The following is a 23,760-nucleotide window of genomic DNA, read 5'->3' on the forward strand; positions in this document are numbered from 1 at the left end:
CGCGATGCACGCTCCGGGCGCGGAACGCCGCCCCTCACGGGCTGGGATAACCTGGAGGTTGCCCTGTTCGGGGCATTCTTTTCCCTGCCACAGAGAATGGTCGTCGCGTTGTCTGAGAACCCGTCCCACACCGCATCCCCGTCGAACGACGGCGAGCCGCTGTCGGCCGCGGAGCAGGCACACGCGCTTCAGGCCAAATGGCAGAAGTACTGGGCGGAGAACGAGACCTTCCAGGCCGGCGGGGCCGAAGACGTGCGCCCGCGCAAGTACGTGCTGGCGATGTTCCCGTATCCCTCGGGCGATCTGCACATGGGCCACGCCGAGAACTACCTCTACTCCGACATCGTGGCGCGCTTCTGGCGGCACCGCGGGCACAACGTGCTGAACCCGATCGGTTGGGACTCGTTCGGCCTGCCGGCCGAGAACGCGGCGATCCGTCGCGGAGCGGATCCGCGCGAGTGGACGTACCAGAACATCGCGCAGCAGAAGGCGGGCTTCCAGGCCTACGGGGTCTCGTTCGACTGGAGCCGTGTGCTGCACACCTCCGACGAGGAGTACTACCGCTGGAACCAGTGGCTGTTCCTGAAGCTCTACGAGCGGGGCCTGGCCTACCGCAAGAAGAGCCCGGTGAACTGGTGCCCGAACGACCAGACGGTGCTCGCGAACGAGCAGGTCGTCGACGGGCGCTGCGAGCGCTGCGGTGCGGAGGTCGTGAAGAAGAACCTCACGCAGTGGTACTTCAAGATCACCGACTACGCCGATCGTCTGCTCGACGACCTGAACCAGCTCGAGGGCTTCTGGCCGCACAAGGTGCTGCAGATGCAGCGCAACTGGATCGGCCGCTCCGTGGGCGCCGACGTCGACTTCGCGATCGAGGGGCGCGAGGGCGTCGTCACCGTGTTCTCCACGCGTCCTGACACCCTGCACGGCGCCACCTTCATGGTCGTCGCGCCCGACTCGGACCTGGCCGCGGAGCTGGCCGCCGGGTCGTCGGCGGAGGTGCAGAAGCGCTTCTCCGAGTACCTCGCGCAGGTGCAGAAGACCAGCGAGATCGACCGGCAGGCGACCGACCGGCCGAAGACCGGCGTGTTCCTCGACCGCTTCGCGATCAACCCCGTGAACGGCGAGCGGCTGCCGATCTGGGCCGCCGACTACGTGCTGGCCGACTACGGACACGGCGCGGTCATGGCTGTGCCCGCGCACGATCAGCGCGACCTCGACTTCGCCCGCGCCTTCGATCTGCCGGTGCGGGTCGTGGTCGACACGACCGCCCCGATCACCGGCGCGCTGCCCGTGATCGAGGTGGACGAGGACGGCGTGCCGATCGAGCCGCTGGAGTCGCTGGACGACCAGCACCCGGCGAAGACCGGCATCGCCCTGACCGGCGACGGCCGCATGATCAATTCCGGCGAGCTGAACGGCCTGTCCAAGCGCAACGCGATCGCCCGTGCGATCGAGCAGCTGGAGGCGGCGGGTCGAGGCCGCGCCGCCAAGAACTACCGCCTCCGCGACTGGCTGATCTCGCGTCAGCGGTTCTGGGGCACTCCGATCCCGATGCTGCACACGCAGGACGGCGAGATCGTGCCCGTGCCCGAGGAGCAGCTGCCGGTGCGCCTGCCCAGCGTCGAGGGGCTGGATCTGTCGCCGAAGGGATCCTCCCCGCTCGGAGCCGCGACCAGCTGGGTGCAGACGACCGTGCCCGGCACCGGGGAGCCGGCGCTGCGCGACCCGGACACCATGGACACCTTCGTGGACAGCTCCTGGTACTACCTGCGGTTCCTGTCGCCGCAGAGCGACACGGTCGCGTTCGACGTGGACGAGGCGCGCCGCTGGGCGCCCATCGACTCCTACGTCGGCGGCGTCGAGCACGCGATCCTGCACCTGCTGTACGCACGCTTCATCACCAAGGTCCTCTTCGACATGGGCCTGATCGACTTCACCGAGCCGTTCTCGAGCCTCATCAACCAGGGCATGGTGATCCTGGACGGCGCGAAGATGTCGAAGAGCAAGGGCAACCTGGTGCTCTTCCAGGAGGAGCTCGACGCCTACGGCGCCGACGCGCTGCGTGTGGCCCTGGCCTTCGCAGGGCCCGTGGAGGACGACAAGGACTGGAAGGACGTCTCGACCACCGGCGCCCAGAAGTTCCTGGCCCGCGCGCTGCGTGCGGCGCACGATGTCGCGAGCCCGGTCGATGTCGTCTTCGCCGGCGGCGATGCGGCGCTGCGCCGCGCCACCCACCATCTGCTGGCCGATGCGCCGGCGCTCGTGGAGCAGACCAAGTTCAACGTGCTGGTCGCACGCCTGATGGAGCTGGTGAACGCGGTCCGCAAGACGATCGACACCGGAGCCGGTCCCGCCGACCCCGCCGTGCGCGAGGCCGCCGAGACCGTCGCCGTCATGCTCGATCTGGTCGCTCCGCACACGGCCGAGGAGATGTGGGAGATCCTCGGGCACGAGCCGTCCGTGGGCCTCGTCACCTGGCGTCAGGCCGACCCGGTGCTGCTCGTCGAGGACACCGCCACCTGCGCCGTGCAGGTCAACGGCAAGGTCCGTGCGACGCTCGAGGTGCCGGCCAAGATCGGCGACGCGGACCTCGAGACGCTGGCCCGCGCCGACGAGAAGGTGCAGCGCGCCCTGGACGGCAAGGAGATCGTGCGGGTCATCGTGCGGGCGCCGAAGATCGTGAACTTCGCCGTCAAGGGCTGAGATCCATTGCGCTCCGGGGGGAAGGGAGCGCGCGCCCTCAGGGTGATGCGGCGCGTGCTCGGCACGGTGGCTCTGGTCGCTGTGCTCGCCGGTGCGGGCCTGCTGCTGGCGTGGCAGCTGCCGCGACCGGTGAGCGACACCAGCGCGATCGGCGTGCTCTGGCACCAGCACGACGCTGAGCTCGGCGCTGCATGGAACCGCGAGACGTGCACAGGCGGAGTGTGCCGGCAGGATTTCCGTGCGGGCACGATCTACGCGGCCGCGAACGGCTCTGCGCATGTCGTGCGTGCGAACGCGGTCGGCGGGGCCTTCGACGAGTTCGGCGGCATGGCGTCGCTCGGCCTGCCGATCGCGGAGCAGAGCGGATCCGCCGACCGGCCGTGGCAGGCTTTCCAACGGGCGGGGATCTTCGCGGACGGCGATGGCGATCCGATCCTGGTGCGCGGCGCGTTGTGGCGGTCGTGGTTGCGCTACTCGCAGGAACGCGGCGGACTCGGCTTCCCGAAGGGCGCCGAGCACGCGGATCGGCGGGGCACCGTCGTGCAGGAGTTCGTGAACGGCACGATCTATGTGCGCGACGGCAAGGCGGTGCCTACCGTCTCGGACATCGCAGAGGCCCATCGTCGCGCAGCGGGGGCCTTCGGACCGCTCGGGTACCCGAAGGGCATCCAGCGAGCGGTCGGCGATCGCCTGGTGCAGGAGTTCGACGGCGGCGAAGTGTGGTGGTCCGGCGGCACCGGGGCGGCATCGGTGCAGCCGCCGTTCCTCGCGGCGTACCACGATCGCGGCGGAGCGGGCGGCGCGCTCGGCCTGCCGACGGCCGAGGCGTCGAAGCTCGCGGGCGGCGCCATGCAGTCGTTCCAGGGCGGCGCCCTGTACCGCTCGGACAGCGATGGGGCGATCCTCGCGACCACGGCGGGCGACATCCAGAACCGGTACGAGGAGCTGGGCGGCCCCACGGGCGAGCTCGGCCTGCCGGCGGGAGAGAAGGTCGACGTCACGGGCGGTCGCTATCAGGCCTTCGCCGGTGGCGTGCTGCTGTGGCATGAGGGCGTCGGGGTATTCCGTCTCGATGCGGAGGACTTCGCGATCTGGGCGGCGGATCCGGCCCGTTTCGGCTGGCCGATCAAGGACTCCTGGACGGATGACCGCGGCGCGCATCAGGACTGGGAGAAGGCGCAGACGGTGCTGCGGGCGGGCCGTCTTCTCACCGTCCCTGGGACGCCGGTCGACGGATCCACGGCCGTGCTCATCTGCGACTCCCAATGCTCGGGCGACTCATGGATCGACCAGGGGGCGCGGGGCGCAGGCTTCTCGAACATCGCGAAGTTCGGGTATCCGGGATCCGGATACCTGGCTCCGATCGGGGGCAGTACGGCGGGGGTCGTGGAGAGCGTGGCCCGCAACCGCGTGCTGCTGCCCGAAGGGGACCCGGGGGTGGTGATCGTCACCCTGGGCGGCAACGACACCGCGCAGAAGCGCCCCACGGCAGAGGTCACCGCTGCGGAGGGCCAGCTGATCGGCCTGCTGCGGCAGGCGTACCCGAACACTCCGATCGTCGTGAACGGCGTGATGAGTCGCAGTGACGCGGCGCACGCGGCACGACGGGCGATGGATGCGGCGGTCACCGAGGAAGCGCGGACCCAGGGCGTCTCGGCGATCTCGGTCGCGGGCTGGGTCAGTGACTACTCGGCGCCGCAGGCGGACGCGGTGCACCTGACACCCGTGGGGCATGCGAAGATCGCGCCGCACTACGCGGAGGCCCTGCGCGCGGTGCTCGGGCGCTGACCGACTGCGGGTCAGATCCGCTCGAGCGGGTTGTCGGCGAGCTTGCCCAGCAGCCCGCCGTCGACGAGGCGGCGCGCGTGGCTGTGCGGCTTGCGCGCCGACTGCTGCTGCACGCAGTCGCCGAACTCCGCGGCGAGGCTGAGTCGGGGGTAGGCGGCGAGCACCTCGCGGCGGAACTCGAGGGGGATCTCCTCGTCGCGGCGCCCAGAGATGTCGAGGCCGGTCGAGGTCTCCAACAGGTACCCCTCGACGTCGTCGGCCGGATCCACGGACGGCCAGTTGTGTCGCACGATGATCTCGTTGACGCGGCGCTGACGGCCGGCGGACCATCCGGCGCCCGCCGTCAACGCCTCGCCGACGAAGCCGCCCGCCTCCTCATAGCCGAGGACGTGATTGTCGTACGCAGGAGCGAGTCCGATGTCGTGCAGCACGGCGCCTGTGTAGAGCAGCTCGTGGTCGATGCCGCGGTGCCCCTCCACGAGCGCGAACGCCTCCGCCCACAACCAGCTGCGCAGCACGTGGTTGAGCAGCGCGGGGGACTGGAACCGCGTGACGATCTCGCGCGCTCCGCGGGCTGCGGCGGTGTCGGGCGGGAGGAAGTCGTGCAGGCGCATGGCGGCTCCGGGTCGTTCGGACGGTGGGATCAGCGTATCGGTCGGGGCGGCTCGAGGTCGCCGCGTTGCGGTCGTCCTTGTCCTCCACAGCGTCGGGGCGCCCCGGGTTGTGCACGGATTGCGCGGACCCGGATCTGCGCGTCCGCCTGTGCGCCTAGCGTCGGCGTGTGAGCGAGCAAGCGGAGTCGGAGGGCGCGGTGCCGACTGTCGTCGTGCGTGCGCCCCGACGGCTCCGCCTCGGACTCGGCGCGGCCGTGGTGGTGGCGCTCGTCGCCGTCTCGGTCACCGTCGGCATCGGCCTGCTGAACCGGTCCACGGCGCCGGAGAGCATCTCCGTGACGCCGCAGCCCAGCGCGAGCGGATCCGCGATCTCCGCGGGGTCGGTCTACGTTCACGTGCTGGGCGAAGTGGCGAGGCCGGGCCTGTACGTGCTCGACGACGGCGCGAGGGTCGCCGAAGGGCTCGCCGCGGCCGGCGGCACGCTGCCGACCGCGGATCTGACCGCGGTGAACCTCGCCCGGCCGGTCGCCGACGGGGAGCAGATCCTGGTCCCCGCCGTCGGTGCCGCAGCCACCGCCCCCGGCGCGGCTGCCGGCGGATCCGGTCCGGCGGGCGGGGGCGCCGCGGGCCAGGGACCCGGAGGCCTCATCGACCTCAACACCGCGGATGCCACCGCGCTCGAGGAGCTGCCGCGGGTGGGTCCGGCGCTCGCGCAGCGCATCATCGAATGGCGTACGACCAACGGGCGGTTCACGAGCGTGGACGACCTCCTCGGTGTCTCCGGCATCGGCGAGAAGATGCTGGCCGGGATCCGCGACCTGGTGCGGGTATGAGCCCGCCCGAGCACGGCACTCCGGCAGCGGCCCGGAGCGGCGTCGTTCCTCCGGAGACCCGCTCGGCGGACGCTGCTGCGCCGATCCGGCGTCGGCTCAAGGACGTGCGCATGGTGCCGGTCGCCGTCACCGCCTGGGCGATCGCGCTGGCGGTCTCGTTCCTGCCCGGAGTCGCCGGAATCGTGATCGCTGCGGCCGCGACCGGCATCGTGACCCTGCTCCTCGTCCGTCACTCGTCGGCTGCCGTGCCCGCCTCCGCAGCGCCGAGTGGTGCGCTGTCGCGTGGCGTGATGTCGCGCCGAGCGAGGACGCGTGGCGCCGCAGCCCGAGCGGCGCCCCTCGCGATCGTGTGCCTCGCGGTCGCGGCCGCGATCGGCGGCGCTGCAGCGGCGACGGCACCGGCCCGCGACCAGGCTGCGGCGCTGGCCGGACATGCGGTGACCGCGGAGGTGAGCGTGCGGTCGCTGCCCTCGCTCGGCGCGGACGGTCGGCTCTGGGCCGATGCAGACACGTCCCGGCTCGGGCCGGGCGACAATCCCCGGCCGCTGCAGGTGCCGGTGCGGATCGGGATCCCTCCCGATGCGCACGCCGCCACGCTCGGCCCCGGGACCGTGCTTCGGCTCACGGCAGAGGCGAAGGGCACCGACCCCGGGGAGCGTGCCGCCCTCGTGCTGTTCGCGAAGGGCGCTGCCGAGCAGCTGTCGCGCGGCGGCCCGGTCGAGCGTCTCGCGGGGGACGTGCGGGCGGCCTTCATCGAGCGCACTCAGCGCCTGCCCGAGCCCGGTTCCGAGCTGCTCCCGGGACTCGCTGTGGGAGACGTGCGCGCGGTGAGCGACGACCTCGACACGGCAATGAAGGCCAGCGGGCTCTCGCATCTGACGGCCGTGTCCGGCAGCAACCTCGCCCTCGTGGCCGCGGCTGCCTTCGGGATCGTCGCGCTCTGCGGCGGTGGCAGAGTGTTCCGCATCACGGTCGCGGTGCTCGCTCTCGCCGGGTTCGTGGTGCTGGTGACACCACAGCCGAGCGTCATCAGGGCCGCGGCGATGGCCGGGGTGGCCATGGCGGCACTGCTGCTCGGGCGCCCGCGCGCCGGCCTCTCGGTGCTGCTGCTCGCGATCACGGTGCTGCTGCTCGCGGATCCGCGTCTCGCCGCGGCCCCCGGCTTCGCACTGTCGGCCGCCGCCACAGCGGGCCTCATCGTGCTCGCTCCGCCGCTGGCAGCCGGGCTCGGACGCCGGCTTCCGAGGCCGGTGGCGTTGGCGATCGCGGTCCCGCTATCGGCGCAGCTCGCCTGCGGGCCGATCATCGCCCTGTTCGCGACACGGCAGTCGCTGGTCTCCGTGGTCGCGAATCTCCTGGCCGAGCCCGCCTCGCCGATAGCGACGATCCTGGGCCTGCTCGCGTGCCTGGCCATGCCTGTCCCCGCGCTCGCCGACCTGTTCGCCGCCGCGGCCTGGCTGCCCTCCGCGTGGATCGCGCAGACCGCCGTGACCACGGCCGCACTGCCGCTGGCCACGATCGAGACCCCGGCCGGCATCGGCTCGGCCCTCGCCGTGGCGGCGCTCAGCGCGTGCGCCTTCTGGGTGATCGCGCCGCATCGCCCGCTGCGCGCTGGGTGGCGGGCGATCGTGGGGGGTCTTGGGGCGGTCGTGATCGGCACGGCGGCGGGCTGGGGCATCGTCACCGGACCGGTCTCCCTGCTGCAGCGCCCCGCGGACTGGGGGATCGCGATGTGCGACATCGGACAGGGCGATGCGGTGCTGGTGCGTTCCTCCGGGCACACCATGCTCATCGACACCGGGCCGGATCCGGATCCGCTGCGGCGCTGTCTCGACGACCTCGGCATCACGCGACTCGATCTGCTGGTGCTCACCCATTTCGATCACGACCACGCCGGCGCATCCGACGCGCTCGTGGGCCGAGCGGACGCCGTGCTGCACGGACCCGTGGACACGGCGGCACACCAGCACCAGCTCGATCGACTCGAGCGCGGAGGTGCGCAGATCATGGATGCCGCTGCGGGCATGACCGGACGGCTGGGTGGGGCGGACTGGCGCGTGCTCTGGCCTCGCCGCGATGAGAAGGTCTTCCCACCGGGCAACGACGCCGGGGTGATCCTGCAGGTCACCGGCGGCGGCGTGCCGCGGAGCCTGTTCCTGGCCGATCTGTCGGCCGAGTCGCAGGGCATGCTACGACGGCTCGCGCACCCGCACGACGAGACCGTCGTCAAGGTCGCGCATCACGGCAGTGCCGATCAGGATCCGCAGCTCTACGCCGATCTGGATCCGGCGCTGGCCCTGATCTCGGTGGGCGAGGGGAACGACTACGGGCATCCGCGTGTGCAGACTCTGGACATGCTGCAGGCCCTGCGCACGCCGATCTTGCGGACCGACCAGCGTGGCACCATCCTCGTGTCCGAGGGGGAGGAGGGGCTGCGCGTCTGGACCGAGCGCCCGGCCCCGGCAGGCGACGGGCGGTCGACACCGCACCCCCTGCCGACGTCGACGGCACGGGCGCCGTGAACGTCCGCACCCGCCGGTACGCTGGTGGTATGCCCGCACCGCGCTCCACCTCCGCCGCACGACGTGGAGGGAAGGCGACGAACATCCCGCAGGTGTCCTGGCGCGAGCCGCGGCCGGCGCCGATCGTGCTGGTGTCCGGGCCCGAGGAGATCTGCGCGGAGCGTGCGATCGCGGGAGTGCGCGCCTACCTGCGGGCGGAGGATCCGGCGCTCGAGGTCAGCGACCTGCGCGCCGATGACTACGAGTCGGGCAGCCTGCTCGGCCTGGCCTCGCCGTCGCTGTTCGGCGAGCCGCGCCTGCTGCGTATTTCGGGCGTCGAGCGCTGCACGGACGCGTTCCTCGCCGAAGCCGTCGCGTACCTCGAGCATCCACAGGAAGGCGCGACCGTCGTGCTCCGCCACACCGGTGCGACCGTGCGCGGCAAGAAGCTGCTCGACGCGATCCGCGCCGGCACCGGCGGGGGGATCGAGATCGCCTGCCCGGCCATCAAGCGCGACGACGAGAAGGCCGACTTCGCCGCGGGGGAGTTCCGTGCCGCCGGTCGGCGTATCCAGCCGCAGGCGTTGCGCGCACTGGTCTCCGCCTTCTCCGACGACATCACCGAACTCGCCGCCGCCTGTCAACAGCTCATCAACGACGTGCAGGGCGATGTCACGCCTGACCTCGTCGAGCGCTACTACGGCGGGCGCGTCGAGGTCTCCGCGTTCGTCGTCGCCGACACCGCGATCGCCGGGCGTCTGGGCGAGGCGCTCATCGCGCTCCGGCACGCCCTGTCCTCCGGGGCCGACCCGGTGCCCATGGTCGCAGCGTTCGCGATGAAGCTGCGGTCGATGGCGCGCGTCGCCGGCTCCCGGGAGTCGAATGCGGCACTCGCCGCCCGCCTGGGCATGAAGGACTGGCAGGTGGACCGGGCACGCCGCGATCTGAGCGGCTGGAACGAGCGCACCTTGGGGCTCGCGATTCAGGCGACGGCGCGCGCGGACGCTGACGTCAAGGGCGCGGCCCGCGATCCGATTTTCGCGCTCGAGCGCATGATCACGGTGATCGCCACACGCGCGCCCTACGGCGAAGCAGTCCGCTGAGCGAGCACGCCACCCGGGGTGGTCACCTCCGTGGACGTTGAGCGAGGACGGCGAAGCCGACCGAGACGAAACGCGGTGCTCTCGTGAGTGACGGCGTTTCGTCTCGCGCCTCGCTGCGCTCGGTGCTCGCTCAACGACCCCGGGGGTGCGACCATCCGGACACGACGAAGGCCCGCCCCGGATCGGGACGGGCCTTCGGAAGTTCCGGCTCAGAGAGCGGAGACCTGCTTCGCGATCGACGACTTGCGGTTCGCGGCCTGGTTCGAGTGGATGACGCCCTTGCTGACGGCCTTGTCGAGCTTCTTCGACGCCGTCTTCAGCGCGGCCTCGGCGGCAGCCTTGTCGCCACCGGCGATGGCCTTGCGGGTGTTGCGGACGGCGGTCTTCAGCTCGCTCTTGACGGCCTTGTTGCGCTCGTGCGCCTTCTCGTTGGTCTTGTTGCGCTTGATCTGCGACTTGATGTTCGCCACGGATGGAACCTTCGTTCGAGTGATGGATGGTTATGCCGGCCTGGCGGTAGAGGGGCGCCTCCGGCAGCGTGCAGGGGTGGGACCTGACACGCAAGCCAATCACCGATCTTATCAGGGATCCGGTCTGATGCCGAACCGGTGGATCGGGTCCCGGCGGTTTCGGCATCATCGTGGGACGCGGTCTCGTTCCTCATGACACGCCGTCGCGTTCGGGGCGAGGCGTCGGTGTAGGGTGTGCACGCTGGCGAAGGACCCGAAGGAGTCGTCCATGCCCGAATCCGTCATCGCTGACGTGCCTGCGCTCGAGCGTGGGCTGCTGCGCCGGCTGCGCTTCTCCGCCGCGACGGCGGCCTTCCAGATCGAGGGGGCGAGAGCCGAGGACGGACGCGCCAGATCCATCTGGGACGACTTCGTGGACACCCCCGGCCGGGTGCGCGATGCCAGCACGGCGGATTCAGGACCGGACAGCTACCACCGTGTCGCCGAGGATGTCGCGCTGCTGGCACGACTCGGCGTCGACGAGTACCGGTTCTCGATCTCCTGGGTGCGCGTGCTCCCCGACGGACGGCCGAGTCCGCAGGGGCTCGCCTACTACGACCGGCTCGTCGATCGCCTGCTCGACGCCGGGATCGCGCCGACGCCGACCCTGTACCACTGGGATCTGCCCTCCGCGCTGGAGGAGGACGGTGGCTGGCTGAGCCGCTCCACCGCCGAGCGGTTCGCGCAGTACGCGGAGGTGGTCGCGGACGCGGTCGGCGACAGGGTGCGGCAGTGGTACACGATCAACGAGCCCGTTTCCACGACTCTGCAGGGCTATGCGATCGGAGAACTCGCGCCGGGTCGCACGTTGCTCTTCGACGCGCTGCCGACGGTGCATCATCAGCTCCTCGCGCACGGATACGCGGCGCGGATCCTGCACGCGCGCGGTGCGACCAGCGTCGGCATAGTCAACAACCACACGCAGGTGCTGCCCGCAACGGACTCGGAGGCCGACCAGCGGGCCGCGTACCTGTACGACCTCATCCACAACCGGATGTACGCGGATCCGGTGCTGCTCGGGCGTTACCCCGACCTCGAGCCGCTCGGCGTGACGCTCCCGGTGCAGGACGGCGATCTCGCGCTGATCAGCGCCCCCTGCGAGGTCTACGGCGTGAACTACTACAACCCGACGACCGTCGCGACATCGGCGGGACCGATTCCGTTCGAGGTGGTACCGACCCCCGGCGCCCCGGTCACCGGTTTCGGGCCGTTGTGGCCGATCGTGCCCGAGGCGCTGACCACCTTCCTCATCGATGCGAAGGAGCGCTACGGTCTCGCGCTGCCGCCCGTCGTCATCGCGGAGAACGGCGCGTCGTTCCCCGAGCCGGACCATGTCGACCAGCGGATCGAGGACGCCGCGCGCGTCTCCTATCTGCGCGGCCACCTTGCCGCGGTGCTCTCCGCGATGCGCGCCGGGGTGCGCGTCGATGCCTACACGGTGTGGTCGCTGCTGGACAACTTCGAATGGGCCGACGGGTACACGCAGCGGTTCGGGCTCGTGCACGTCGACATGGACACGGGGCAGCGCACCCCGAAGGCCTCGTACGCCTGGTACCGCGCGCTCATCGAGGAGGCACGCTCATGACCGATCACTCCGACGCTGCCGCTCCGAGTGCGCGGAAAAGGGTCGGCCCGCTCTGGATGACGCTGTTCACGCTCGCCTGGCTGGCGATCTGGACGGTCCAGTTGACCCCCATCCAGCTCCTGCTGCCGCTGCAGCTCGACACCGGCGCCCCGGGCGAGAACTGGATCGCCGGCGTCGTGTGGGCGGGCGTGGTGCTGTCAGTGGGCGGGCTCGTCGGCATCATCGCCGCGCCCGTCTCCGGTCGCTGGTCGGATCGCACCCGCTCGCGGTGGGGACGCCGCCGGCCATGGGCGATCGGCGGATCCTTGCTCGCCGCGGTCGGGCTGGTGCTGACCGGCATCGTGGCCGGTCCCGTCGCCGTCGGCGGTGCGTGGATCGTCGTCTCGGTGGGCGTGTCGGTCGCCTCGGCGGCTCTCACGGCGATGATCGCGGACCAGCTCACCACTCAGCGCGGCGCGGCCTCGGCCGCGGCGAGCTCGGCCCAGGCGGTCGGCATCGTCGTCGGCGTGGGGGCCGTCGTGCTCATCGGGCTGAACGTGCAGCAGTCCTACTATCTGATGGCCGCGATCATCGCCGTGATCGGATCCGGCACGGCCCTGCTGCTGCCGGACGCGCCGGCGCACGAGCTCGCCCTTCCCGCTCCGCGCACCGTCGCCCGCACGGCGTCGTGGCGCGACCGGGACTTCCTGTGGCTGCTCGTCAGCCGCTTCGTCGTGAACATCGGCAATGCCTTCGGCACCTCGCTGCTGCTGTTCTTCCTGCTCTACGGCGTCCGCGTCCCTTCGCCGCAGGCGCAGGACGATCTGCTGATCCTGATCGTGATCTACACGGTGTTCGTCGTGATCGCATCGATCGTCGCCGGCATACTCTCCGACCGCGCCTCGGCGAACCCGCTGCGGGTGCGCCGGACGATCACCGCGGTCTCCGCGGTCGTGCAGGCGGTCTCCGGCGTGGTGATCCTGATCAGTCCCTCGTTCGAGATGACCGCGGTCGCCGCCGGGATCATGGGAGCGGGGTACGGTGCGTACATGGCGGTGAGCCTCGCGTTCGCGACGGATCTGCTGAAGGATCCGGACGACCACGCGCGCGACCTCGGGCTCGTGAACGTCTCGGCGCAACTGGGGCAGCTACTGGGGCCGTTGCTCGGTGCGGGCCTCGTCGCCCTGGTGGGCGGGTTCGGGCTGCTGTTCGGCGCCGCGGCCGTGCTGTCGCTCGTGGGGGCGGCGATGACCTATGCGGTCAGGGCGCCGTCTCCAGCGTCGCCAGTGCCAGCTGCAGCACCGCGTTGAACACTCGCGGCCTCATCGCGGTCACCAAGTGCGTCGTGCGCGGCACGATGATGAACTCCGCGTCGGGCGCGAGCCGGCGGTACAGCGTCTCGTGGGTGCGGAGCTGGTCGAACTGCCCATTCACGAACCAGGTGGGCACCGGGATGCGGGGCACGGCGGCGACGAGATCCAACTCGACGAGCGAGCGCAGCGCCTCGTCCTGCGTGGCCATGGCGTAGCCGCCGGCGCCGAAGTCCTCGCGCGTCGAGGCGGGCAGCGTCGCGTCCAGCACCTGACGGCTCAGCCACATGCCGCGATCCGGCATGGCGTTCAGCGCGCCCGCCAGCACGCGATAGGCGGCGAGCCCCGCGCCGCGGGGGAGCGCGGTGCACGAGGCCCCGACGAAGCCGGCGATCGGCGGCGTCGGATCCGCCCCGGCATACGCGGTCGAAAGCAGCCCTCCCATCGAGTGCCCGACCAGCAGCACGGATCCGTCGGCGTCGCGCACCGCGGCGTCGACCGTGCGCATCGCCTCCTCGAGGGCGAACGGCTCGTCCATGCGGGTGCCGTGGCCGGGCAGATCCACGGCGACCGCCGGGTTGCCGCGTTCGGCCAGGAACTCCTCCTGCGCGCGCCACATCGTCGACGAGGTGCGGATCCCGTGCACGAGGACCACGGACACGGGGGAGCGGCTCATGGCCGCCAGTCTAAAAGGTGCGACCGCCCGGGCCGCGCGTGTGCAGCAGGCGCAGAACGACGAAGCGGGGTCGGTGGCGAACCACCGACCCCGCTCCAGAATTGCGGCGGGTGCTTACTTCTCCCAGCCGACGTTCTCGACGGGACCGACCCGGTAGAGGTCGAGGCCCACGTAGGTCTCGGGGGTCAGGTTCGCGAGACCCTTCTTTGCGACCTGGATCGAGGGACCGTTGTAGAGCGGGATGACGCCCCAGGTCTCCTTGATGATCTCCGGCTCGAGCTTCATCGCAGCCTTGGTCCACGACTCGGTGGTGGTCTGCGACTCGACGTCGCCCTTGATCTTCTTGTCGATCTCAGCCGTGCCGGTGCTCGACAGGTTCAGGTTGCTGTCAGAGCAGTACATCTGGCAGAACCAGGCCGGGCCGAACGGGTCGGAGTCGGTGAACCGGAGGCCGAGGGCGTCCCAGTTCTTCGTGGCGACGTCGTTCGAGAAGTTCGACGGCGCACGCGTGTCGATCTTCAGGTCGATGCCGACAGCCTTCTCCTGCTGCTGCAGCGCCTTGGCGAGAGCGGCCTGGACGGGGCTGTCGCTGAACACCGGGTAGGTGACGGTCAGCTTGACGCCGTCCTTCTCCCGCACGCCGTCCGAACCGGCCTTCCAGCCGGCGTCGTCGAGCAGCTTCTTAGCGGCGGCCGTGTCGAACTTCAGGCCGGCAGCCTTGAACGAGTCGTCGTAGCCCTTCTGGAAGGGGTAGAGGATCAGCGAGCCGGCTGTCGGCTCGGTGTAGTCCAGACCGTTCCAGGCGATCTTCTTCTGCTGGTCGATGTTGATCGCCATGAAGAAGGCCTGACGTACCTTCGGGTCCTTCAGCTGCGGCTTGGATCCGTCGAGCTGGATCACCGTCTTGGCCGTCTGCTGGGCGCGGTAGATGACGGCGTCCTTGACGTCCTTCACCTGCTTGATCGCGTCTGCCGAGGCGGTCTCGACCTGGTCGATCTCGCCGTTCTTGAAGGCGTTCAGCGAGGCAGCGCGGTCCATGCCCGAGAAGGTGACCTTGTCGAGCATGGGCTTGTCACCCCACCACTTGTCGTTCGGCTCGAGGGTGACCTTCTGGCCGTTCACGTCGAAGTTGGTGATCTTGTACGGGCCGGCGCCCCACTCGGGGTGCGCGTTGCCGTTGTACGCGTCGTTGTACAGCTCCGGCGTGTTCACCTTGGGGTTCAGGATGCCGGTGAGGAACGGCATGGCCGGCCAGGCGAACTCGCGATTGAACGTCACGATGACGTCCTTGTCGGTGTCGCCCTTCGTGACGGACTCGATGTCCTTGTAGCCGTCGGTGGCGCTCGCCTTGAAGTCGGGGTTCGACCCGTTGTTGTCCTTCCACGTCGTCTCGAAGGCGGTCCAGTCGATCGGAGAGCCGTCGTTCCAGACCGCCTTCTCGTTGATCTTCATGGTGACGACCGTCTTGCCGTCCTTGACGGACGTGTCCCACTTGTCGAGGTAGGCGGGGTTGGCCTTGACGGTGCCGTCCGGATCCATCAGGAACACCTGCGGGGTGTACCAGGCAGCCAGGCGCGAGGTGTCGGCCGTGCCGTCACCGTTCATGAAGTTCATCTGCGCCGGAACTTCGCTGATCCAGAAGTGCGCCTCTCCACCCTGCTTGAGGTTCTCGCGCGGCTGCGGGTTGTAGTCCGCGGTCTTGGTCTCGGCGGGCTTGTCGGTGCTTCCGCCGGTGGATCCTCCGGTCGCCGAGCAACCGCTGATGGCGATTGCCAGCGCCCCGCTGAGGGCGACGACGCCCCACAGCTTGTGCTGCCTTTTCATGGTTCTCCTTCGATGCCTTTCGGCTATTTGGGGACAAGGGACAGTTAACCGGCGTGAACCGAAGCTCCCCGGTATATCGAGACAAACCGTTACCGTTTCGAGTTCAACGGCTGCCGTTCGGTCACCGCCAGTGGCAGGCGTTCACGTGCGACTCCGGACCGTGCAGCTCGGGGACCACGGTCTCGCACCGGGTGCGCTGATTCTCCGGGAGCATCTTGTACAGCGGGCAGCGCGAGGTGAAGGAGCAGCCGTCGCGGCGGTCCGCCGGACTCGGCAGATCGCCCTGCAGGACGATGCGCTCGCGGGTGCGCTCAATGTCGGGATCGGGGACGGGGATGGCCGACAGCAGCGCCTGGGTGTACGGGTGCTGTGGATCGTCGAAGATCTCGTCCACGTCGCCGTGCTCGACGAACTCGCCGAGGTACATGACTCCGACGCGGTCGGCGATGTGCCGCACCACAGAGAGGTCATGCGCAACGAAGAGGTAGGAGAGCCCCAGCTTGACCTTGAGCTCGTCGAGCAGGTTGATCACACCGGCCTGGATCGAGACGTCCAGCGCCGAGACGGGCTCGTCGAGGACGACGATCTTGGGGTTGGTCGCGAGCGCGCGGGCGATGCCGATGCGCTGACGCTGACCACCGGAGAACGCGCCGGGGAACCGGCTCGCGTGCGCCGGGTCGAGGCCCACGAGGTCCATGAGCTCGTCCACCCTGAGGTCGGCTTCGGCTCGTGGCACGCCGATCGCGCGCAGTGGCTCGGCGATCACGTCCGCGACGGTGAGGCGCGGGTCGAGCGCTCCCATCGGATCCTGGAAGACGATCTGCAGATCGCGTCGGATGGTCCGCTCCGCCTTGCCGCCGTGCAGCTCCGACACCTTGGTGCCGGCGATCGTGATCTCGCCATCGGTCTGCTTCACCAGGTCCATGATCTGGAGCAGGGTCGTGGTCTTGCCGCAGCCGGACTCGCCGACGATCGCCATCGTCTCGCCCTCGCGGATGTCGAAGGTCAGTCCCTTGACGGCGTGGACCTCGCCGACCTTGCGCTTGAGGAAGGCGCCCCGGGTGAGCGGGAACGTCTTCTGCATGTTGCGGACGTCGAGGGTGACCGGTCGCTCTTCTCGCGGGATGCGATCGAGGGCGCTGGTGGGGAGCTCCGGGACCGGATACACCGGCACCCCGCCGATGAGGCCGTTCTCGATCTCGTCGGCGCGCACGCATGCGACCCGGTGTTCGCCGCCTTCGCTCGTCTTGATCGCCCGCAGCTCGGGTTCCCTGGTGCGGCAGGCCTCGGTGGCTATGGGGCAGCGCGCCACGAACGGGCACTCGTCGGGGAGGTTGATCAGTAGCGGCGGGTTGCCCTTGATCGGCACCAGCGGCTGCTTCTGGGCCTTGTCCACGCGCGGGATCGCGCCGAGCAGGCCGATCGAGTACGGCATCCGGGTTTCGTGGAACAGCTCGCGCACAGGAGCCTGCTCCACGGGCTTGCCGGCGTACATCACCAGCACGTCGTCGGCGGTCTTGGCGACCACGCCCATGTCGTGCGTGATCATGATGACCGCGGCCCCGGTCTCGCGCTGCGCCGTGGCGATCAGGTCGAGGATCTGGGCCTGGATCGTCACGTCGAGGGCCGTGGTGGGCTCGTCGGCGATGATCAGCTTCGGGTTGTTGGCCATCGCGATCGCGATCACCACGCGCTGGCGCATGCCGCCGGAGAACTCGTGCGGGAACGACTTCAGTCGCCGTTCCGGGCTCGGAATGCCGACGAGCCGGAGCAGCTCGACCGCTCGCGCGGTCGCGTCCGCGTGCGACATGCTGCGGTGCACGGTGAGTGCCTCGATGAGCTGGTCGCCGACGGTGAACACCGGGGTGAGCGAGGTGAGCGGATCCTGGAAGATCATCGCGATGCCGTTGCCGCGCAGTGCCGAGAGTTCCTTGTCGCTCTTTCCGACGAGCTCGATGCCGTCGAACATGATCGACCCGCCGACCTTCGCGTTCTCATCGAGCAGACCCATGATCGCGAGCGAGGTGACCGACTTGCCGGAGCCGGACTCGCCCACGATGCTGAGCGTCCGCCCCGGCTCGAGGTCGAACGAGACACCGCGGACGGCGTCGACACGGCCGGATTCGGAGGCGAAGCTGACGTTCAGATCGCGGACGGAGAGAAGAGGAGCGGTCATGCGCGGCCTCCCGCCGCCGAGGTGGGGTCGAGGGCGTCGCGGAGGCCGTCGGCGACGAGCGCCATGGAGACGGTCAGCAGCGTCAGCGCGAGGGCGGGGAAGTAGAACGTCCACGGGGCGCTGGCGAGGGAGTTCGCTCCGATGCCGATGAGGGATCCGAGCGAGACGTCGGGGATCTTGACGCCGAAGCCGATGAAGGACAGGCCGGTCTCAGTGATGACCGCGCCGACGACGCCGAGCGTGAAGTTGATCACCAGGAGCGAGCCGATGTTCGGCAGCAGGTGGCGCAGCACGATCTTCATGCCGGGGACGCCCATGTAGCGCGCGGCGTGCACGTACTCGCGCTCACGCAGTGACAGCGCCATCGTCCAGATCACGCGGGCGGGGAAGAACCAGCTGATGAAGATCATCGCGGCCGAGATCACGCGCCAGTCCCCGCCGGCGTTCGAGGAGACCAGGGCCAGGATGAGGAACGTCGGCACGACCATGAGGAAGTGGATGATCAGCAGGATGATGCGCTCGGTCGTGCCGCCGAAGTAGGCGGCTGCCGTGCCGACGATCGCGGAGATCACCGTGGTACCGATCGAGACCGTGAGTGCGATCATCAGCGACCGCTGCAGGCCCACGGCGGTCTGCGCGAACAGGTCCCCGCCGTCCGCGGCGGTGCCGAACCAGTGCGTGCCGTCCGGCGGAGTGCCGAGCGCCAGGAAGTCGAGTTCGCTGAAGCTGAAGTGCGCGATCAGAGGGCCGAACACCGCGAACAACGCGAGGAAGGCGAAGATGAACACGCCCGCGACCGCGGGACGGTTTCGCACGAAGCGGCGGTAGTAGAGCCGGAAGGTGCCGATGCGCTTGCGCGGGATCCGCGCGGCGGTGGTGTCGGGCCCGACGGGGGGCTGGACGGTCTGGGAAGTCATGTCAGCTCACCCTCACTCGCGGATCGAGGACCACCACGGCGATGTCGGCGAGGATGGCGCCGATCGCCGTGAGCACGGCGCTGAAGGCGGCGATCGCCACCACGCCGTGGACATCGTTGGTGCCGATGGTCTGCACGAAGTACCGGCCCATGCCGTTCCACGCGAAGATCGTCTCGGTCAGCACCGCACCGGTGAACACGGTGGGGATGCTGAAGGCCAGCTGGGTCGCGACGGGGATCAGCGACGTGCGCAGCGCGTGCTTGCGGATCGCTTGCGGCTTCGTCAGGCCCTTTGCCCGCGCGGTGCGCACGTAGTCGGCTTTGATGTTGTCCAGCAGCAGGGAGCGCTGCAGGAAGTGGTAGCTGGAGTAGCCGATGAACACCAGCGCGATGGTCGGAAGGATCAGATGCTGCAGGGTGTCGATCAGCACCGGGAAGAACCCCGTCACCCCGTCGCTGCGCGCCCCCGTGACGTAGAACAACCGGAAGCCGAGCGCGTCGTTGATCGCGATCGCGATGATCACGATTCCGAGCGCCGCGACGATGATCGGGATGTTCATGGTGACGATGGAGATGCCCTGCCAGACACGGTCCGCGACCTTGTACTGCCGAGAGGCGGTGTACACGCCGATGGCGATGCCGAGCACCGCCGTGATGATCGTCGCGCCGAGCACCAGTTCGCCGGAGACCCACATGCGATACGCGATCTGGTCGTTCACGGACTGTCCGACCGGGCTCACTCCCCAGTTCCAGTGCAGGACGATGTCGGTGAACCAGTGCCACCAGCGCTCCAGCAGCGGCACGGTGTCGCTGAGGTTGCGAGGTTCGAGGAGGCGGTTGATCTGGTCTTCGCTCAGCGGAGGGCGACGACCGACGTAGTTGCTGCGCGGATCGAGGAAGGCCCACGCGAGGAAGTACGTGACATTGGTCGCCACCACGATCATGAGGAGCCAGCCGAGAGCCCGGCGCAGCAAGTACTTGATCAAGATGGTTTCTCTCTCTGGTCACAGGCGCAGCGCGGGATCTCCGACGCAGCGCTGGGTCGATGCCATATCAACACGACCCGAAACCGGTGACGCGGTGCTCCGGCACGCGCAGCGCGAGACGGAGTGTTGCTGCCGCTGACACCCGGTTCCGGGGAGCGGCAACTTCGCGAGACTATCATCGGCCGGGCGTGATGCCGTATATCGGGCTCGCCTGCCGCGGAACCCGCCCGCGGGGAGCGGCCGCCTCCGCGGGCATCCGGCACTCCCGTAGAATCGTAGGGATACCCGTTTCGCCCGGGTCAGCCCGATCCGCCCGCCGGACCCCGCATCGTTCAGGACCCCATGTCACCTCGCGCACTCACTCCGCTGCAGCCGGCCGCCACGCCCCCGCAGCAGATCCGCAACTTCTGCATCATCGCCCACATCGATCACGGCAAGTCGACGCTGGCCGACCGGATGCTCCAGATCACCGGCGTGGTCTCCGACCGCGACATGCGCGCGCAGTATCTGGACCGCATGGACATCGAGCGCGAGCGCGGAATCACCATCAAGAGTCAGGCCGTGCGCATGCCCTGGCAGGTCGACGGCGAGACGGTCGCGCTGAACATGATCGACACCCCGGGTCACGTCGACTTCACCTACGAGGTGTCGCGCTCGCTCGCTGCCTGCGAGGGTGCGATCCTGCTCGTCGACGCCGCGCAGGGCATCGAGGCCCAGACTCTCGCGAACCTGTACCTCGCGCTCGAGAACGATCTCACGATCATCCCGGTGCTGAACAAGATCGATCTGCCCGCCGCCGAGCCCGAGAAGTATGCCAAGGAGCTCGCCGATCTCATCGGCGGCCGCCCCGAGGATGTGCTGAGGGTCTCCGGCAAGACCGGCGTCGGCGTGGAGGAGCTCCTCGACCGTCTCGTGCAGCAGATCCCGGCGCCGTCCGGCGATGCGGACGCCCCGGCGCGCGCGATGATCTTCGACTCGGTCTACGACTCCTACCGCGGCGTGGTCACCTACGTGCGGATGGTGGACGGCAAGCTGTCGCCGCGCGAGCGGATCCAGATGATGTCCACGGGAGCCAATCACGAGCTCCTGGAGATCGGCGTCTCCAGCCCCGAGCCGGTGCCCTCCAAGGGCCTCGGCGTCGGCGAGGTGGGCTACCTGATCACCGGTGTGAAAGATGTGCGCCAGTCGAAGGTCGGCGACACGATCACCAACGCTCGCAAGCCCGCGACCGAGGCCCTGGCCGGATACACCGACCCGAAGCCCATGGTCTTCAGCGGCATCTACCCGATCGACGGCAGCGACTACGCGGAGCTTCGTGAGGCCCTCGACAAGCTCAAGCTCTCCGACGCGTCGCTGCAGTACGAGCCGGAGACCTCGGTCGCACTCGGCTTCGGGTTCCGCTGCGGCTTCCTCGGCCTGCTGCATCTGGAGATCATCACGGAGCGGCTGTCCCGCGAGTTCGGCCTCGACCTCATCACGACCGCACCGAGCGTGATCTACGAGGTGCTCACCTCCGACACCGGCGAGACGGTCACCGTCACCAACCCCAGCGAGTACCCCGACGGGCGGATCGGATCCGTCTCCGAGCCGATGGTGAAGACGGCCATCCTGCTGCCCAAGGATTACGTCGGCACCGTGATGGAACTCTGCCAGTCCCGCCGCGGCACCCTGCTGGGCATGGAGTACTTCTCCGAGGAGCGCGTCGAGCTGCGCTACAACATGCCGCTCGGCGAGATCGTGTTCGACTTCTTCGACCAGCTGAAGTCCAAGACGCAGGGCTACGCCTCGCTCGACTACGAGCCCTCGGGATCCCAGGAGTCCGACCTGGTCAAGGTCGACATCCTGCTGCAGGGCGAGAAGGTCGATGCGTTCAGCTCGATCGTGCACCGCGACAAGGCCTACGCCTACGGGACGATGATGGCCGAGCGGTTGCGCAAACTGATCCCGCGTCAGCAGTTCGAGGTGCCGATCCAGGCTGCGATCGGCGCACGCATCATCGCCCGCGAGACCATCCGCGCCATCCGCAAGGACGTGCTCGCCAAGTGCTACGGCGGTGACATCACCCGTAAGCGCAAGCTCCTCGAGAAGCAGAAGGAGGGCAAGAAGCGGATGAAGATGGTCGGCCGCGTCGAAGTCCCCCAGGAGGCGTTCATCGCCGCCCTGTCGGGAGATGTCGAGGGCAAGGACAAGAAGTAGGCTGCGCGCGAAGCACCCCACCCTTGGGAGAACCTGGGCGGGGCGCCGGGGCCAGCAAGTAGGGTGGTTGTCATGCGTCGCGGGACATTCCGAGAAGGAACGGTGGACTATGCCGCCGTGGGGGCAACCCACGCGCCCGACCTGATGCAGTATCCGCCGGAGCGGAGCATTCCCGCCGAGGAGTCGTGGCGGCTGGGCAGTGGCGAAGAGCGGTTCCGCACCGCCGGCGACGCCCTGCTGTCGTGGACGGCGCAGCGTGCGGCGGGTCTTCAGCTCACGGATGTGCGCCCAGCATCGAGCCCCGGGTACGCCGGGGTCAGCTTCGACGCCGAGGGCGCTCCGATCGCGCCGAGCCGCACCGAGGTGGAGCCGCGCTACGACGAGGACGGCACGCCGTGGGTGGGCCCCGGCATGACGCTGAAGCTGCACGGACGGGTGTCGGGCATGCGTGCGGACGCCGAGCTGCGAGTGATCTCCGTGACGGAGCAGACGCACCGTATCGGGTTCGTACTGGGCACTGTCGCCGGATCCGTGGTCAGCGGTGAGGAGTCGTTCGACATCGAGTGGAACGACGCCGACGAGGTGTGGTTCACGGTGCGCGCCTTCGACCGCCCGAACAGCTTCCTGTACCGCAGCTTCCCGTATCTGGTGAAGCGCCGCCGTCGCGAGCTGTTCGCTCGGTACCTGCGGGCGATCTCCCCGCTGTACGCGACGCCCCTCTGATGGGGTCTCTGCTGACGGGGAGGACGGCCTGATGGCCGGCCCCCTGCCGCTCGGGGATCCGGCTCCCGCGGATGGCCGCCTGCCGGATGATCTGCCGATCGATCCTGACGCGCCGTTCTCTGCGTATCTGCACGTGCCGTTCTGCCGGGTGCGCTGCGGCTACTGCGACTTCAACACGTACACGGCGTCCGAGCTGCGCGGTGCGCGGCAGGACACGTACGCCGAAACCCTGATCCAGGAGATCGCCCTCGCCCGCGACGTGCTGGCCGAGCGTGGTCCGCTCCGCCCGCTGAGCACGGTGTTCTTCGGCGGCGGGACGCCCACGCTGCTGCCGGCGGGCGACCTCGGCCGCATGCTCGGCGCCGTGGTCGGCGCGTTCGGCATCGCCGCCGATGCCGAAGTGACCGTGGAGGCCAACCCCGACACGGTGACCCCTGAGGTGGCCGAGGAGCTCGCGGCCGCCGGTGTCACCCGGATGTCGATCGGGATGCAGTCCGCCGTGCCGCACGTGCTCGCGGCGCTCGACCGCACGCACCGGCCGGAGAACGTGCGCACCGCGGTCGACGCGGCCCGCGCCGCAGGGCTCGCGGTCAGCGTGGACCTCATCTACGGCGCACCGGGGGAGTCGCTGGAGGATTGGCGTTCCTCGCTGACGACCGCAATCGCCCTGGATCCGGATCACATCTCCGCGTACGCGCTGATCATCGAGGACGGCACGAAACTCGCCCGTCAGATCCGGCGCGGCGAGGTTCCCGCTCCCGACGACGACCTGCAGGCCGACATGTACGAGCTCGCCGACAGCCTGTTGAGCGAGGCCGGGTTCGACTGGTACGAGGTGAGCAACTGGGCCCGTCGGCCTTCGACCGAGGTCGGTCGCAGTGCCGCGGATCAGCGCTCCCGGCACAACATGGCGTACTGGCGCGGCACGGACTGGTGGGGCTTCGGGCCCGGGGCGCACAGCTACGTCGCCGGCCTGCGGTGGTGGAACGTGAAGCACCCTGCCGCATACGCGCAGCGGCTCGCGGTGGGGGAGTCACCGGCAGCGGGCACGGAGCGGCCCGATGCAGAAGCCGCCCTGCTGGAGCGGATCCTGCTGCGCTCGCGCATGGCGGAGGGCATGCCGCTGGACGCCATCGCGGCCGACGCCCGCACCAGGGTCGCGGGGCTCATCGCCGACGGCCTCGTCGAAGCCGGTCCCGCACTGCGCGGCACCCTCGTGCTCACGCTGCGCGGACGGCTGCTCGCCGACGCCGTGGTGCGCGCGCTGACGGATTGATCCGGCGCAGGCCGTTCACTGGTCGCGAAATGCGCTCATTCGCCGCAGCGAACCGCAAT

General features: G+C 69.5%; 17 protein-coding genes. 10 read left to right on the plus strand and 7 right to left on the minus strand.

What is annotated here, in order from left to right; all coding sequences use genetic code 11:
• Nucleotides 1-96: 96 nt before the first annotated feature.
• Entirely contained in the window at nt 97-2,706 is a 2,610-nt protein-coding gene (gene leuS / locus AC1DCT_RS01180; protein WP_440731564.1) for a leucine--tRNA ligase, read from the plus strand.
• Between the two features lie 45 nt (nt 2,707-2,751).
• Nucleotides 2,752-4,494, plus strand: a complete 1,743-nt coding sequence (locus tag AC1DCT_RS01185) for an SGNH/GDSL hydrolase family protein (RefSeq protein ID WP_477427061.1) — start codon at nt 2,752-2,754, stop codon at nt 4,492-4,494.
• An 11-nt stretch (nt 4,495-4,505) separates the two neighbouring features.
• Here AC1DCT_RS01185 and AC1DCT_RS01190 read toward each other — a convergent pair whose 3' ends face one another.
• On the minus strand, nt 4,506-5,108 hold the full coding sequence (locus AC1DCT_RS01190; RefSeq protein ID WP_477427063.1) for an HD domain-containing protein: 603 nt from the start codon (nt 5,106-5,108) through the stop codon (nt 4,506-4,508).
• Between the two features lie 167 nt (nt 5,109-5,275).
• Between AC1DCT_RS01190 and AC1DCT_RS01195 the strand changes: the two genes are divergently transcribed.
• From AC1DCT_RS01195 to holA, 3 genes are read left to right on the plus strand one after another with little or no spacing between them, the layout of a single operon-like run.
• Nucleotides 5,276-5,941 carry a ComEA family DNA-binding protein gene (locus AC1DCT_RS01195; RefSeq protein ID WP_477427065.1) on the plus strand — a complete coding sequence of 222 codons (666 nt, stop codon included), beginning with the start codon at nt 5,276-5,278 and terminating at the stop codon, nt 5,939-5,941.
• Complete coding sequence (locus tag AC1DCT_RS01200) at nt 5,938-8,463, plus strand: ComEC/Rec2 family competence protein (RefSeq protein WP_477427067.1); 2,526 nt, start codon at nt 5,938-5,940, stop codon at nt 8,461-8,463. Before AC1DCT_RS01195 ends, AC1DCT_RS01200 begins: the two co-directional genes overlap by 4 nt.
• 29 nt (nt 8,464-8,492) lie before the next feature.
• Nucleotides 8,493-9,545 (plus strand): DNA polymerase III subunit delta, encoded by a 1,053-nt coding sequence (gene holA / locus AC1DCT_RS01205; RefSeq protein ID WP_440731568.1) that lies wholly within the window; start codon nt 8,493-8,495, stop codon nt 9,543-9,545.
• Between the two features lie 209 nt (nt 9,546-9,754).
• On the opposite strand, the gene rpsT is transcribed toward holA, so the two are convergent.
• On the minus strand, nt 9,755-10,015 hold the full coding sequence (gene rpsT, locus AC1DCT_RS01210) for a 30S ribosomal protein S20 (RefSeq protein ID WP_045270507.1): 261 nt from the start codon (nt 10,013-10,015) through the stop codon (nt 9,755-9,757).
• 268 nt (nt 10,016-10,283) lie between these two features.
• Between rpsT and AC1DCT_RS01215 the strand changes: the two genes are divergently transcribed.
• Both AC1DCT_RS01215 and AC1DCT_RS01220 read left to right on the plus strand, forming a co-directional pair.
• Complete coding sequence (locus AC1DCT_RS01215) at nt 10,284-11,639, plus strand: GH1 family beta-glucosidase (RefSeq protein ID WP_477427069.1); 1,356 nt, start codon at nt 10,284-10,286, stop codon at nt 11,637-11,639.
• Entirely contained in the window at nt 11,636-12,928 is a 1,293-nt protein-coding gene (locus tag AC1DCT_RS01220; RefSeq protein WP_477427071.1) for an MFS transporter, read from the plus strand. The genes AC1DCT_RS01215 and AC1DCT_RS01220 overlap by 4 nt, the downstream gene beginning before the upstream one ends.
• Here the strand turns inward: AC1DCT_RS01220 and AC1DCT_RS01225 are convergent.
• From AC1DCT_RS01225 to AC1DCT_RS01245, 5 genes are all read right to left on the minus strand, one after another.
• The gene (locus AC1DCT_RS01225; RefSeq protein WP_440731571.1) at nt 12,879-13,604 is read right to left on the minus strand and encodes an alpha/beta fold hydrolase; all 726 of its coding nucleotides are present in this window, start codon (nt 13,602-13,604) and stop codon (nt 12,879-12,881) included. The genes AC1DCT_RS01220 and AC1DCT_RS01225 overlap by 50 nt on opposite strands.
• Nucleotides 13,605-13,718: 114 nt before the next feature.
• Nucleotides 13,719-15,428: an ABC transporter family substrate-binding protein gene (locus AC1DCT_RS01230; protein ID WP_477427073.1), complete on the minus strand. Its 1,710-nt coding sequence runs from the start codon at nt 15,426-15,428 to the stop codon at nt 13,719-13,721.
• Nucleotides 15,429-15,549: 121 nt separating this feature from the next.
• Nucleotides 15,550-17,604, minus strand: a complete 2,055-nt coding sequence (locus AC1DCT_RS01235; protein ID WP_477229199.1) for an ABC transporter ATP-binding protein — start codon at nt 17,602-17,604, stop codon at nt 15,550-15,552.
• On the minus strand, nt 17,601-18,521 hold the full coding sequence (locus AC1DCT_RS01240) for an ABC transporter permease (protein WP_477229198.1): 921 nt from the start codon (nt 18,519-18,521) through the stop codon (nt 17,601-17,603). The genes AC1DCT_RS01235 and AC1DCT_RS01240 overlap by 4 nt, the downstream gene beginning before the upstream one ends.
• Before the next feature lies 1 nt (nt 18,522).
• Nucleotides 18,523-19,506, minus strand: coding sequence for an ABC transporter permease (locus AC1DCT_RS01245; protein WP_440731575.1), 984 nt, complete (start codon nt 19,504-19,506; stop codon nt 18,523-18,525).
• 342 nt (nt 19,507-19,848) lie between these two features.
• On the opposite strand from AC1DCT_RS01245, the gene lepA reads away from it, so the two are divergent.
• The 3 genes from lepA to hemW all read left to right on the plus strand — a co-directional run bounded on the left by lepA (nt 19,849) and on the right by hemW (nt 23,701).
• Nucleotides 19,849-21,702 (plus strand): translation elongation factor 4, encoded by a 1,854-nt coding sequence (lepA, locus tag AC1DCT_RS01250; protein ID WP_440731576.1) that lies wholly within the window; start codon nt 19,849-19,851, stop codon nt 21,700-21,702.
• A 72-nt stretch (nt 21,703-21,774) separates the two neighbouring features.
• Nucleotides 21,775-22,425, plus strand: a complete 651-nt coding sequence (locus AC1DCT_RS01255) for a DUF1990 family protein (protein ID WP_440731577.1) — start codon at nt 21,775-21,777, stop codon at nt 22,423-22,425.
• 31 nt (nt 22,426-22,456) lie between these two features.
• The gene (hemW, locus tag AC1DCT_RS01260; protein ID WP_477427075.1) at nt 22,457-23,701 is read left to right on the plus strand and encodes a radical SAM family heme chaperone HemW; all 1,245 of its coding nucleotides are present in this window, start codon (nt 22,457-22,459) and stop codon (nt 23,699-23,701) included.
• The last annotated feature ends 59 nt before the right edge of the window (nt 23,702-23,760 follow it).

The sequence above is a fragment of the Microbacterium sp. 10L49 genome, from assembly GCF_056395125.1.